This window comes from Companilactobacillus bobalius (genome assembly GCF_009764355.1).
The window spans coordinates 76,152-90,477 of record NZ_LNUA01000008.1 but is presented as its reverse complement, the minus strand read 5'-3'; the positions used below and the strand labels follow the sequence as shown (position 1 = coordinate 90,477).

General features: G+C 32.6%; 15 protein-coding genes. 5 read left to right on the top strand and 10 right to left on the bottom strand.

The window, feature by feature from the left end:
- Window positions 1-196 precede the first annotated feature (196 nt).
- Window positions 197-910, top strand: a complete 714-nt coding sequence (locus tag ATN92_RS00795) for a VIT1/CCC1 transporter family protein (RefSeq protein WP_056951030.1) — start codon at window positions 197-199, stop codon at window positions 908-910.
- Between the two features lie 55 nt (window positions 911-965).
- Here ATN92_RS00795 and ATN92_RS00790 read toward each other — a convergent pair whose 3' ends face one another.
- The 3 genes from ATN92_RS00790 to ATN92_RS00780 form a co-directional block, all read right to left on the bottom strand.
- Window positions 966-1,505, bottom strand: coding sequence for a dihydrofolate reductase family protein (locus tag ATN92_RS00790; RefSeq protein ID WP_056951028.1), 540 nt, complete (start codon window positions 1,503-1,505; stop codon window positions 966-968).
- 243 nt (window positions 1,506-1,748) lie between these two features.
- Window positions 1,749-2,135: an effector binding domain-containing protein gene (locus ATN92_RS00785; protein ID WP_056951026.1), complete on the bottom strand. Its 387-nt coding sequence runs from the start codon at window positions 2,133-2,135 to the stop codon at window positions 1,749-1,751.
- Window positions 2,136-2,272: 137 nt separating this feature from the next.
- Entirely contained in the window at window positions 2,273-2,656 is a 384-nt protein-coding gene (locus ATN92_RS00780; protein ID WP_056951024.1) for a MerR family transcriptional regulator, read from the bottom strand.
- Window positions 2,657-2,717: 61 nt separating this feature from the next.
- On the opposite strand from ATN92_RS00780, the gene ATN92_RS00775 reads away from it, so the two are divergent.
- Window positions 2,718-3,932 (top strand): MFS transporter, encoded by a 1,215-nt coding sequence (locus ATN92_RS00775; protein ID WP_056951022.1) that lies wholly within the window; start codon window positions 2,718-2,720, stop codon window positions 3,930-3,932.
- Window positions 3,933-4,185: 253 nt separating this feature from the next.
- Here the strand turns inward: ATN92_RS00775 and ATN92_RS00770 are convergent, their stop codons facing one another.
- From ATN92_RS00770 to coaA, 6 genes are all read right to left on the bottom strand, one after another.
- Window positions 4,186-4,836, bottom strand: coding sequence for a hypothetical protein (locus ATN92_RS00770; protein ID WP_056951020.1), 651 nt, complete (start codon window positions 4,834-4,836; stop codon window positions 4,186-4,188).
- A 347-nt stretch (window positions 4,837-5,183) separates the two neighbouring features.
- Window positions 5,184-6,377: a hypothetical protein gene (locus tag ATN92_RS00765; RefSeq protein ID WP_056951018.1), complete on the bottom strand. Its 1,194-nt coding sequence runs from the start codon at window positions 6,375-6,377 to the stop codon at window positions 5,184-5,186.
- A 241-nt stretch (window positions 6,378-6,618) separates the two neighbouring features.
- Window positions 6,619-7,533: a hypothetical protein gene (locus ATN92_RS00760; RefSeq protein WP_087721285.1), complete on the bottom strand. Its 915-nt coding sequence runs from the start codon at window positions 7,531-7,533 to the stop codon at window positions 6,619-6,621.
- 58 nt (window positions 7,534-7,591) lie between these two features.
- Window positions 7,592-8,098, bottom strand: a complete 507-nt coding sequence (locus tag ATN92_RS00755) for a hypothetical protein (protein ID WP_056951014.1) — start codon at window positions 8,096-8,098, stop codon at window positions 7,592-7,594.
- 144 nt (window positions 8,099-8,242) lie between these two features.
- Entirely contained in the window at window positions 8,243-9,793 is a 1,551-nt protein-coding gene (gene guaA / locus ATN92_RS00750; protein WP_056951012.1) for a glutamine-hydrolyzing GMP synthase, read from the bottom strand.
- Window positions 9,794-9,866: 73 nt separating this feature from the next.
- The gene (gene coaA / locus ATN92_RS00745; RefSeq protein ID WP_056951010.1) at window positions 9,867-10,793 is read right to left on the bottom strand and encodes a type I pantothenate kinase; all 927 of its coding nucleotides are present in this window, start codon (window positions 10,791-10,793) and stop codon (window positions 9,867-9,869) included.
- 92 nt (window positions 10,794-10,885) lie between these two features.
- Between coaA and ATN92_RS00740 the strand changes: the two genes are divergently transcribed.
- Both ATN92_RS00740 and ATN92_RS00735 read left to right on the top strand, forming a co-directional pair.
- Window positions 10,886-11,467: an SGNH/GDSL hydrolase family protein gene (locus ATN92_RS00740; RefSeq protein WP_082604476.1), complete on the top strand. Its 582-nt coding sequence runs from the start codon at window positions 10,886-10,888 to the stop codon at window positions 11,465-11,467.
- Between the two features lie 11 nt (window positions 11,468-11,478).
- Window positions 11,479-12,114 (top strand): GPP34 family phosphoprotein, encoded by a 636-nt coding sequence (locus ATN92_RS00735; protein ID WP_025085550.1) that lies wholly within the window; start codon window positions 11,479-11,481, stop codon window positions 12,112-12,114.
- Between the two features lie 612 nt (window positions 12,115-12,726).
- Here ATN92_RS00735 and ATN92_RS00730 read toward each other — a convergent pair.
- Complete coding sequence (locus ATN92_RS00730; protein ID WP_056951274.1) at window positions 12,727-13,725, bottom strand: tRNA dihydrouridine synthase; 999 nt, start codon at window positions 13,723-13,725, stop codon at window positions 12,727-12,729.
- A gap of 180 nt (window positions 13,726-13,905) precedes the next feature.
- Between ATN92_RS00730 and ATN92_RS00725 the strand changes: the two genes are divergently transcribed.
- Window positions 13,906-14,145, top strand: a complete 240-nt coding sequence (locus tag ATN92_RS00725; RefSeq protein WP_025085553.1) for a hypothetical protein — start codon at window positions 13,906-13,908, stop codon at window positions 14,143-14,145.
- Window positions 14,146-14,326: the final 181 nt, after the last annotated feature.

Below are 14,326 nucleotides of genomic sequence, written 5' to 3'. Positions count from 1 at the left end.
TCGTTTAATCTTCCAAAAACACCTTCAATTTAATGTTTATATGTGAAATTATTCGCACATTTTTTTGGTTTTCTACTGAGCATATTACTTGTCTTTTAAAAATTTATCTTTCTTTCTATTCAAAAATATAATATATTTAGTTAAACGTTTGCATTGACATTATAATTTCCGATGATCTAACAGAAGGAGACCAATTATGAGTAATTATTTACTGCATTCAATCGTACCCAGGGAAATTAAAAAACTACGTTTATCCGAAAGATTAAACGTAGTTCGAGCCGGTGTTTTAGGAGCTAACGATGGTATCATTTCCGTAGCTGGAATTGTGACTGGAGTGGCTGGTGCACAACAAAGTCAGATGACATTATTCATTTCTGGATTAGCTGGTATGTTTGCTGGAGCCCTATCAATGGGTGGAGGTGAATATGTCTCCGTTAGTACTCAAAGAGATACTCAAAGAAATATGGTTAAATTGCAAGAGGAAATGATTGCTGCAAATCCTAATCGTGAAGAAAATGCTCTAGCCAGTTATTATGAAAGTAAAGGTTTAGGCTTGGATTTATCAAGACAAGTTTCTTCTAGTTTAATGGAACAAGATCCCCTAGCTGCCACATTAAAATCCAAATTCAATATTGAATTCAAAGATTACTTCAGCCCTTGGCAGGCAGCTTTCTCTTCATTTTTCTCATTTATCATTGGTTCATTATTACCGCTGATGGCAATTACCTTTATTCCTTATCCATATAAAGTTTCAGGAACCATGTTTTCAGTAATCATTGCTTTAACTTTCACAGGATATATCAGTAGTAGACTGGGCAAATCCAATGTCATCAAAGGTATTTTGCGAAATCTACTTGTTGGGTTGGGAACGATGATCGTAACCTACTTCATAGGTACACTTTTAACTTAATTATTCTAAATACTAAAAGAGCATCCCTGACTTCAATCAGAGATGCTCTTATTTTTTACTTAACGTATTCAAGATAGGCAATACCGTTAACTTTTTTAGCTGATACCATTGTTAATTCTTTAAATTTTGTTTTATCTGAAAATAAAGGAATACCCTTTCCCAAAATAATTGGGACGATTCCTATTTGATAAACGTCAATTAAATCACTGTTAACCAATGGAGCAATGATACTACTGCCACCGATGATCCAAATATCTTTATTTGATGACCTATTCTTCAACCCCTTAACCAAATCAACAATATCACCGTCTACAAAATGCAAATTACCGACATCATCAATTGGCTGACGAGTCATTATATAATTATCAAAATCATCATAAGGATAACTATCTGGCGACAATTTATTAGCCACCTGATCATAAGTTTTGCGCCCCATGACTACTGAATCCACATGTTTAACTAATTTCTCATATTCACGATCATTGTCTTCACCAGATGTAAAATCATTATCAATCAAATAGTCAATGTTGCCATTTTCTTCTGCAATATATCCATCTAAAGTTTCCGCGATGAATAGAATAACTTTACGTGTCATATGTCTATCCTCCGGTTCTTCTGGTTAAACATATTGTATATTCTTGCAGTTGAAGTTACTAATAAAAGGCTATTTATTTTAATTCATAATCGTTTTAAACAAATCTTGATAGAATTGCTCAATAAGTGTTTGGCATTGTTCTAACAAAGATTACTGCTGCATAGTCATCTAATGAATTATTAATATATTTCAATTTATCCAATAAGGTATTCCACTTGAACCCAAGACCTATTTTTACAATTCTTACTTAACGGATATATATACTTCAACCGTTCCATCAGGATAATATTTTTCAAAATCATAATCATATTTTCTAATAATTTTTTTATTATCCTCGTCTAACCATACTTGTTTCCACAATTTGGGAACATCATTTGAATCGTCAGTATAAGTAATGTACTTATTAGAATCAGGTATTAAAATCCCAGACATATCATTTTTATCTTCAATTGCTGTAGTTAAGGAATAGTCGCCCCTATAATCAGATTGATAGTTATGATAAATACCATACCTAATTTTATTTTCTGGTATATTAACCACCGACTTAGACCACAGATCTGTAACTTTTGAAAACATTTCTGGATCATTGAAATTATTTGTGCGAATACTCTTAATTTTATGTAAAATCATGTTTTTCTCCTGCACGAACATATGTTCTATTAAAAGAATAACATACTTTATATATTTTTTAACCAAAAAATCCAAATTTACTTCTAATTAAGGAGGATCTAGAACTACAAGTCAGACATTATAGTTATTATTTCTGTTCACTTTATTAAATTATCTTGTTGCTGTTTTTTTAAAAATTCCATTTTTTCATTTAAATATTTGATACTAACCTCAATGTCAGACTGTTTTTCATGTAAGGACTCAACTTTTTCCCTCATCAATCTCAAACGTGTTGGTATGGTTTCTGGCCCTTGACCACGATAGTTGGTATAAGTATGAATTTCATCCAAAGTAAAACCAGCCGCTTTTAGTCTTAGCAACAATGCCACATGATCCACGTGGGCATCAGTATATTGTCGCAACTGTCTGGGACCATGTTCAGGATGGATAAGATCTTTCTTTTCATAAAATCTAATTGTATCTGGGCTCAACCCAGTTATTTTGGAAAACGTTCCAATTGAATATAATTTTTTATTTGACATGGACTTAACTCCATTATGTAAGATAGAATCTGTTGTTTTCAGAAAAACGGAGGCTCTTATATTGAATAATCATGAATCACTCTTTAGCCGTGACTTTTGGCTGCTTGCATTAACCAATCTTTTCGTTATGACTGGATACTATAGTTTAATGGTAACTGTTGGTCTATATTCAGTTAAAAAATTTCAAGCTCCTACTAGTATCTCAGGACTAATTGTCGGTATCACCGTCATAGGAATTCTTATTTCCCGTTTCTCCAGTGGTTACTTGACACATATCTTTAGTAACAAACAATTGATGGTCGCTGGTACCATTCTTCTAATTCCAGCAACTTTATTATATCAAATGGCTAATTCAATTCTCTTTCTAATAGTTGTTCGTTTGATTCAGGGTATAGCCATCGGTTTGGTCAGCACCGTAACTAATACTGCTGTCGTTTTACTATTTCCCAAAGCAAGAACTGGTGAAGGAATCGGTTATTTTAGTCTTAGTACAATTTTAGCAACTGCCGTTGGACCTTTTGCTGGATTATTAGTAGAACAACATTTTAATTTTAACGTAATGTTTATGATGGAAACTATTCTAGCAATTCTCGCTTTGATTTTTTGTCTCTTTGTTAATGGCAGTAAAATTGCTTTTCATTTCACAAATAAGCATCCTAAGATTACTATTCATGATTTTATTGAACCTAAAGCTTTACCAATCGCTAGTACAATTTTTATCGTTGGTTTAGGCTACGCAGCTATTCAAGCTTATTTAAGTTTTTATACAACAGAATTAAACTTAGCTAGTTACTCATCCGTCTTCTTCTTGATTTACGCCGCCGCAATTTTAATTTCTCGTCCATTCACCGGCAGAATTATTGATCATTTCGGTGAAAATGCGGTTATCATTCCTTCAGCAATTATTAATATGTTAGGAATGATGCTTTTAGCCGTAGCCAGTTCTGGTTGGATGATCTTGGTATCTGCCTTTCTAATTGGTTTAGGATTTGGTAATTTTCAATCCACCTGTCAAACCGTCGCTGCAAAAAGTGTTCCTATCGAAAGACTCTCCCAAGCAACAGCCACCTACTTCATTCTCTTTGATTTAAGTCTGGGAGTTGGCCCTTATGCTTTAGGTATAATTGAACCACTGACTGGTTATCGAGGATTATTCTGCCTAATGGGTATTACAATCATTATCGGTTTGATTTGGTACTTATTAGTTCATGCCCGCAAAAATAAAAATTTTGTTAAAGATATTGTTCCTAGTAGTTCTGATAATAAGTTAGATTAAATTGAATTTTTATGTAGTTATAATATTTCAAATCTTTTATTTTAAATTCTTTAGAATAAAAATATGGATATAACTCTCGGTTCTAAATAAAAATACGACCCAGAAATCAAATGATTTTTGGGTCGTATTTTTTCAACTTAGACTTATGTCCTAGTCCCACTTATCCATATTCATGATAAACGATATCAAGTTCAATTCTTTAAATTTTGTTTTATCTGAGAATAAAGAAGACAATTTTTCCTAATATAGATTATTAATTCCACTTAAATATCTTAGGTTCAGTATAATGACTGCGACCAACGTTATCATTATCGCAATGAATAAAAGTAATTATTCCTTTTTTGTATTGATCCATTGTGAACTTTTCAGCTTCTCCTACGAAAAGAACAGCCTTATTCTGTGCCATTAATGCTACTTTTGACTTTTCATTGTCCGTGAAATCCTTGAAACCACTGTTTACATAGACGTCGACATGTTTGTTTTCATTATATTCAATTCTTTTTATAACTACGGACCAAGCGAATGCCAAATTGGGAGTTCCATTTTCTGTTGGCTGACCATTTTCATCTAATTCTCCAAGGGCAAATCCCTTAGATTCATCTAGACTTTTCCTAATTTCATCATTAATTTTCTTTCTCTGATCAGATATACTATTTGTTTTTTTCTTTGAAGTATCCTCTTTCTTCTTTTCAACAAGTTTACTGGCTAATTTCTTTTTAGATACCTTTTCTGCACTTTTCTTATTATCCTTTAACGCTACCTTGTGGGACTTGTCTTTATTATCACTACTATGACCATTTGTGAAACCATTTACTGCCATAAAAAGAGCAATTATTCCAGCACCTATCCAATATCTTTTCCTCTTAGGCTTTTTCCTACTTCTTCTAAAATCACTTCTTTTCATAATCTTTCCCCTTTTAAAATTAATGTCAGTTAATTATATATGGGAAGTTCTGACCGATTCCATCCTACTTTGATATAGTTCCTTATCGATAAAAAGTTATATCTGGCAGCTAAATTTATTAATGCTTTTCAAAATTATTTAATATTAAAATGAATTCTATCTCTAGTGCTTCTAAAACAAAATTCATTTTTGGTAATACTCTTTTAAACAAATCTTGATAGAATTGCTCGATAATCATTACCATCATGATTTGACTTAGATCCAAATATACAAAAAATGCATAGCATAACTAATTGGCACCCTTTTGTATATTTAGATTCTTTTATAAATTATTCGTATATCTATGATTATAAATACATTTCAGACTCATATTCAGAATAACAATCAAACATCGAAGAACATCCACTTAGAAGATTTGATATTGCCCTTACACATGTCAAAATATGTATTGGATCTATTTTTTTTGAAATGTAATGAACTTGATGATTATACTCAGCTGGATATCTAAAAAAGCTACCTTCCTTATCAATCAATTGTAACTGTTCAATAAATGAACCTATATCATCTAGAATAACGGTTGATTCACCCGTTTGATTTGTTTTTTCAATTACGGGACGTAATTTTTTCCAGAAATCAGAATAAATTTTATGACTTCCCATTCGAAAATTTAGTGATTTAATCTCACTATAATCGGAACTTGAAAGTTGCTTTAATTCAAGTTCAATAAGATGTCTAAGTGAAAAAAGAGCGGGATAAACATACTTGTGGTCATTTGTTAAAAGGAATTCACTTACGGCCAGGTACCCATTAACCACTGTATAATACTTACTACTGTCGGAAAAGAAAGAATCAGAATACACCATCCCACCTAAATAACAATTCTCCATACCATCGTTTGCCTCAGTAAAAAACTCTGGGTGTGGCAATTCATTTGGAATGCCACCTTTAAATTGTCCACTTTCTTTAAAAGTACTTCTTATTAGTGAATAAGTTATATCCATTTTTACTGTAGTTCGATAAATATCAACAAATTTAGGTGGATTCTTTTCCATAAATTTAGGAGAAAAAGGATACCTGAATACTGATGAATTCCTATCCCATTGTTCCATATCATTCAAATAATCCTCGATCCATATTAATTCATAATTTGTAAGATTATCATTTTCAAAATTTTTAACTAGCTTAAATAGGCCACTAACATTATGTTTTAAATCATGAAATATTTTTTGAACCTCTTGTTTTTTTGAATAATACATGTATACCTTAGCTTTTAAAATTAATTCAATAGATTGCCTAAACATGAAAATATCTGATAAAAACCACCTATCATTTTTCTCATTGCTATGTTCAGATTGAAGAATTTCATTAGCAATTGAACATGCCGCCTGATAATATTCATCTGCTAATTTTAAATAATTATTAACATAATCCTTATCCCAACTTACTGATATTGGATCATTATTAATTTTCCAGAATTCATGAAATTCATCAGGCCATGCCTCATCATAAAACTTGTTTCTATCCCATCTTCCTATTTTCAATATATAATTTCCTCATTTTTATAATTATGAAAGAATATAAGACTGAAAGAACATCTCTGAATCTTATCAGAGATGCTCTTTATTCTTAACTATACCTCTTTAAAATTAACACAATCTAAGTAATATTTGATATAACGTGAAATCGTCCTAACAAAACATTCTTATTGAATATAAAACTCTTGCCGATGATACAATTGATCTCACTTTAATTACAATTTTAATAATGATACTTAGAATTAAATTAATTTCCTGTGTCTAAAAATTTCCTATTTGCCAAATCTCGAACTGAAAAACTGGAACTCTGCATCAATATTTTTTTAATTATTTCTAAATCTGGATTAGTTTCATTTTTAATTTCAAAGATTTCTTCCACCACCTGTCTTTTTACGGTGTCATTAGTATCCGTTACTAAAAGTTTTAATTGCCCTATGGCAAACTCACCATAACTCTTATCGTCTGATATAGATAAGAAACACTTAGATATATTAATTAATATCTGGTTATCACTATTTCTATTATTGTACGTTATAAGAAATTGTAAAACTTGCGGAATCATTTCTATTTTTGATTCGTCTTTAATCGATAATTTAATAAAATCAACTAAAATATCAGTTAAACACTCCACATATGCTGGAGAATTACTATTTGAAAGAATATATATTAAATCTTTATTTTCCTTTAAAGATAAAGATATTCCCATAATTCCACGAATTAGATCAATTAAATTAGTTGGTACTGCAGATTCAAAGAAACTAGTGCTTTCCGCAACCATCGCATCCAATTTTATGTTTTTCACAAAATATTCTTTCAATTTATATTTAATATCATCATAAGTTAATAACATTAATGCTACTTTGGTCACAGATCTTTTAATTTCAAAGGTTTGAAAAGAATTATTTAATGTATCAACCATTTCTTTAAATAACTTATTCAATATTTCATCATCCATAAATCTATTTTTATCAAACCTTGAATATATATTCATGAAAGGATCAATCCCAAACAGAGAAACTCTTTGTCCATTTTGTTGTTCGTTTTGACGTCTCATTTCCTCAAATTGATTATTTAAAAATAATTGGTAATCGTTTTGATAAGATATGTATAATTTGATATTATTATTAAAATATTTTTCATTATTTTTAACAATATATTTCAATAGTTTCTCAGATTCAGATGGCCACTTTGTAAATACAACTATAAGAGCATTGGTAATCTTAAGAAACATTATTATAGTGAAAATTAATAAATTTAGAACGATATACGGTAACTATTTCTGATAAAAAATCATCCATAATTTCTTCTACAAAATTACTAGAATCTTTTATATTAATATAAGTCTTTTCATTCTGAGATATCAATTTATGCTTAATAGCGGCATTCTTTTGATCATCTTTACTAGGAATAATATAAAATATTCTTGTTTTTTCTGCGACACGGGCTTCAGCAATTTCAATTGAAACTCCTTCTGAAATTGGATAATCCGCATCTATTAAAAATAATATAACATCGCAACTATGCAAATATGTCAAATATTCCTGTTCTAAAGGCAATGACGAAGAGTTATCTTCTTCAAGAAGAAACTTTTTTATAAATTTATACTTGTCTAACTCTTCAGATAAACCTTTTCTAATATCCAAAATTCTTTTTCTCTCTGGATAAACATCATTACGCATGACCGAACTAATAAATACATTTAATGGAAAATCAATTTTATCTGACATTAATACTCCTCAACAATCTATTAAAGTAACTATATCATAATGACATCAATGCATAAGTGTCTATTTGTATAGTTATTTATTCGCCTAATACAAAAGAGCATCACTGACAATAGTCAGAGATGCTCTTTTATTTTCTATGGAATCCTATTCCCACTCTATTGTTGCGGGCGGCTTAGAAGTAATATCATAAACTACACGGTTGACATGATCTACTTCGTTTACGATTCTAACTGAGATCTTTTGAAGTACATCCCAAGGAATCTTAGCAAAGTCAGCTGTCATACCATCGATAGATGTAACGGCACGAATTCCGATTGTGTAATCGTATGTTCTACCATCACCCATGACACCAACACTTCTGATACCTGGCAAGACTGTGAAGTATTGCCAAATTTTTTCATCTAGGCCATTCTTTGCGATTTCGTCACGAAGAACCCAGTCACTATCACGAACAATTTGTAACTTCTCTTCGGTAACTTCACCGATAACACGAATTCCAAGACCTGGGCCTGGGAATGGTTGACGCCATACTAATTCGTGTGGCATACCTAGTTTTTCACCTAATTCACGGGTTTCATCCTTGAACAATGTACGTAGAGGTTCGATCAACTTGAAGTGCATGTCTTCTGGAAGTCCACCAACGTTATGGTGAGATTTGATTGTTTGAGCAGTACTTGTACCACTTTCGATAACATCAGTATAAAGTGTACCTTGTGCTAAGAAGTCAATACCATCAAGCTTTTGAGCTTCATCGTTAAACACTTGGATAAACTCGTTACCAATAATCTTACGTTTCTTTTCTGGATCAGTTACACCAGCTAGTTTGTCTAAGAAGCGCTTTTGAGCATCAACTTTGATGATGTTCAAACTAAACTTGCCTTTCAAACTATCCATAACTTGATCGGCTTCATTCTTACGAAGAAGACCATGATCAACGAAGATACTTGTCAATTGTGTACCGATAGCTTTGTGTAGTAAAACACCAACAACAGAAGAATCAACACCACCGGATAAACCAAGAAGAACTTTCTTGTCACCAACAGTTTCACGAATCTTTTGAATTTGTTGATCAATGAAATCATCCATTGACCAGTTAGCTTTTGCTTCACAAACGTCGAATGCAAAATGCTTCAAGATTTCTGAACCGAATTCAGTATTTCTAACTTCGGTATGGAATTGCACACCGTACATCTTACGTTCATCATCAGCGATTGATGAAATAGGTGCATTCTTACTTGTAGCAACTACTTTGAAGCCTTTTGGAGCTTCTTTAACAAGGTCACCATGACTCATCCAAACGTATTGTTTTTCAGGTAAGTCTTTGAATAATACAGCATCTTTATCAGTAACTGTAATATCAGCGTGACCATATTCACGGTTGCTTGCTGATTCGACTTTACCGCCAAGGTTATAAGACATCAATTGCATACCGTAACAAATACCAAGGATAGGAATACCTAACTTGTAAATGTCTTGGTCGATTGTAAAGGCGCCTTCGTCGTAGACACTATCAGGTCCACCAGAAAGGATAATACCTTTAGGATTGATTTCTTTAACTTCTGCAGCAGTAATAGTATTTGGTAGTAATTCAGAGTATATGCCAATATCTCTGATTCTACGAGTAATCAATTGATTGTATTGACTACCGTAGTCTAGAACAATGATGCTATCAGCATCTGGCCATTGCTTGCTCAAATCAATTTCCCCCACTTTTTTTATTTATTCTATTGTATACGAAAATTAGTTCCATGTCATATATTGTTAACGCTTAATATTTTCTGAGATAAATTTTATCGATTTGATGATCTTCAGACTTATGCAAAATAAGGTCAGCTCGGTTCATAGTTGGCTTGATATAATCACGTAAATTAGGGTAATTAATCGTATTCCACACATTTCTCGCCATTTTCATCGCTTCAGTTTCAGGAATCTGAGTGAATTGATAGTAATAACTGTTAGGATCATTTCTCGCTAAATCTAAAAGCGTCTCAAAACGATTTAAGAACCATTCCTCAATATCATCGACCTCTGCATCAATATAAATTGAAAAATCAAAGAAATCACTGACATAGATCTGTTCGTTCTGAGGCAATTGTAATACATTTATCCCTTCAACGATCAAAATATCTGGATTATCTAACTCTTCGTATTTTCCAGGAATAATATCATAAATGTTATGTGAATATAAAGGATATCGTATTTTGCCACCACGAGTTTTGACTTCACCTAAGAAATCTAACAGTTTGGACATATCATATGTTTCAGGAAATCCTTTTTTATCCATTAAATGGCGTTCTTTTAAAATTTTACTGGGATACAAAAAACCATCCGTTGTCATCTGTGCCACTTTATATTGTGGATAAGAACGCTCTAACATAATTTTCAACAATCGAGCGGTCGTACTCTTACCTACAGCGACTGAACCGGAGACACCGATCACAAATGGGACTTTACGAACTTTATTATTTAAAAACTCATTCTTTAACTTGGTTAATTTGCGATAGTTTTTTAAATAAATATGTAGTAAATGGCGAATCGGAGCATACACTGAACGGACGTCATCAATTGAAATTTCATCATCTAAAGACTTGATCTTCCGCAATTCTCCATCAGTAATGGCTTGTTTCTTGTATTCACCATGAAAGTTTTCCCACTCTTTTCTTGAGAACTCATCATAGTTAGCTAAACTTTGCATATTGTTAAACCTACCTAATATAGTAATTAACTTTTATTTATTTTCTGGTATTCTAGTATAGTATAGAACTTTTTTAAAAAAGGAAATAATATATGAAGAGAATAGTATTATTTGGGGACTCAACCCTGATGGGTCTACGCGATGGCAAGGCTACTGATACGTTAGCTAAACGCATCCGCAAAGACTTTCAAGGTTACGAGGTTATTAATATGTCGATTGCCGACTACAAAACCAATAATGCTATGACACGAGTTGATCGCGTAAAAAAATTAGATCCTAGAATTGTTATTTTGGGATTTGGTATCAACGATATTTCGGTAGATGATGAAATTAAGCCTGGCAAATTTGCTGCCAACTTAATGAGTATGATTGATACATTAGGTAGTCAAAAAGTTATTCTACTTTCTCCACCATTTGCAGATTGGCGTAAGGATCCCAAACGGCCTTGGACTCGCCAGCTTCAATTTGAATTGGTGACGGAACATTTGAGTAAACAACTAGACGTATCGTATATCGATTTGCTTCACGATATGGCAAATAGCGCTAATCTGGACGATTTGCTACAGACTGACGGTTTGCACTTTACCAAACAAGGTTATAATCTTTTAGAAGACGAATTAATACCAGAAATTAAAGCCACACTGGCCAAACAAAATGAGTTAGTGTCGAATTGAAGGAGCACTTTATGGAGTTAAATATTCCTCAAAAATATTTTATTTTATCGTGTAATGAAAAAGGTAGTATCCGAATCTTTAAGAATACCAGACGTCGTGCCTATCTAGCTGAAAGCTCATTTTTTGACTTAGCTTTAAACGATATCATCGATCTAACTGACAACAGTGTCATCATTAACAAAGTTTTGCCTGACGACAAGAAGTACCTCAACGAGTTCTTCCAGATCATCAACAAGAATCAAGGTAAAAGTGTCACTCATGTTTTGAGAGCCATGGCTACAAATGAAAAAATCACACGAATCATTTACAACGAAATTGGTGACTCACTCGTCAACAAAGTCGATGTAACTAAAGCAGTTACTGGATTAGTTTTCAAAACGAATAACTACTTGCCTAACCGTAGCGTGAAACGTGAATTGGTAGCTGATCTTCGAAAGGAAATCCTAACGGCAGATAAAATTTCTCCTGAAGCCTTTGCTTTATTAGCTACCCTCTATGGTAACCACGACTTGAAATTCTACTTCTCACAATTCGAACAGAAACAATTGAAAGATAAGATTGCTCTTTATCAAAAAGATCCAACTTATGACAAATTGTTTGAACTGTCGAAACGTTTGAATCGTGTCACTCTAACCTTATTAAGTTAAACAAAAAGCGAAGTCACATGACTTCGCTTTTTTAGTATTCATTTTTTTCAGTCTCTTTAATACCAGTGATTACAAACCCCTCCGAAAATAATTAATACAAACTTTATTTCTCCTTGTTTTTGTAAGGAAAAGTTAAAAATATTAGTACAAGTACAATTAATTGAATTAATATTTTTACTACAATCGGGAGTGATTGAACAATAATCATGAATTTATACCCAAATAATTCGGGAAGGAATGTATTAATGAAACTGCCAATTAAACTAAAAGATACAGTTAACCAAAATATATATTTTTTCATGGAATTCATATATCGAGTTTTCCCTCTCAACAATTTATCGTCAGAATAACATTGCAGTAAGTTTTGTAGCAACGAATTTTATCAAAAAGATTCAATTTATGATAAATTGTTTGAACTGTCGAAACGTTTGAATCGTGTCACCATAACCTTATTAAGTTAAACAAAACTGCATATTTAATTAAATATGCAGCATAAACGCGGAACATAACATAACTTTTTCCGCTTAAAACAAATAGGACCAGGTAATCAAAATACGATTACCTGGTCCTATTTCCTTTAATGCTCGAAAGCTGAACATGTTATGTCCCGCTCTAGTATCCATTATCCTCAATTTTATCAATAACTTTACGGGCATCATCAGTTGTCTTAGTTTGCATCAAATCATTTCTGATTTCAGCAGCATGTTTCATTCCACGAACATAAATCTTGAAGAAACGTTGTAATGGTGCAAAATGACCTGGAATTCCCTTAGCTACAAATTCATCGTACAAATCGAGTTGGTAACGCAACAAACTCAAAAGTTCAGTACTTGAATGTTGTTGTGGTTCTTTTTCAAAGGCAAATGGATCAGAGAAAATTCCTCGTCCAATCATAATTCCATCCACACCAGGATGTTCTTGCGCTAATTTGATTCCTTCTTGATAATTCATAATGTCACCATTAATTTGCAACAACGTATCTGGTGCAATTTCATCACGCATCTTAACTAAGTCATCGATTAATTCGTAGTGAGCTGGAACTTTACTCATTTCCTCTTTAGTTCTGACATGAACTGTTAAAACGGGAACTTGTTGTTCCAATAAGAAAGGAATCCATTCTTTATATTCAGAAATCTCACTGAAGCCTAAACGAGTTTTGACACTGACTGGTAATCCAGCCTCACGAGCGCCCTCGATAACTTCTTTAGCAGTATCAAAATGACGAATTAAGTCACTTCCACTATGATTTTTGATTACGGCAATATCAGGACAACCAGTATTGATGTCAATTGCCTCATAGCCTTGCTTTTTCACTTCTACAGCTGCTTTGGCAAAGTCTTCACCAGAGTTACCCCATAGCTGAACAATTGGTTTAGGATCCTCTTTAGGGTCAATATACAATCTTCCCTTAGTTGCTTCTTTAGCCAAAGGATGATTAATAGCTAAAGCATTAGTAAATTCAGTATAAAATACATCCGGAGCAGCGGCTTTTTGAACTACTCTTCTAAAGACTGATCCGGTTACAGCCTCCATTGGTGCCAAGCTGAAGAAAGGACGATTTTCCTTCTTAGCTTTTTCGGCAATGCGATTCCAGTAAGTTGACTGGGTCACTCTCTCACTTCCAATCAAAATTTTCAATTACAATACTCTCAACTATACCTATTTCGAAAGGTTGAGTGCAAGTTTTTAATCCTTTAAACATTTTATAAAATATACATAAAAAGCCCTAAAATGTTATAATGTAAGCGTTAACAATTAAACTATTTATTTATATTTGAGGGGGAAAAAGCCATGGAAAATAAAGAAACAAATTCAGAAAGAATCACAAGACTAGCGATTACTTACATTTTTGTTTTCGTGGCAGTATTCCTAGGATTATTTGCACTTTACTTCCACTTCACAACTAACATGTCAGTCACATGGTTAGTTCAGTTATTGTTTGTGGATTTATTGTTATTAATCTTAGCTATTTTAAAGCCATTATTCGATATTACGGTTGATTTCTTTAAGGATATTATTAAGAACAACTAGTGATTTTAGGCGGTGTAGTTACTGTTATTGTTATTAAGTATGCCGCCCTCCGCAACAAGAAAATTTGGCTGGAACGCCATGGGCCGACTGGAAGCTAATGAATTTTCACTTTGTGCAAATTCATGGATCTTCAAGTTCAGCCTTTATCTAAGCAATAAATTGCTAAGATAAACTTCATGGC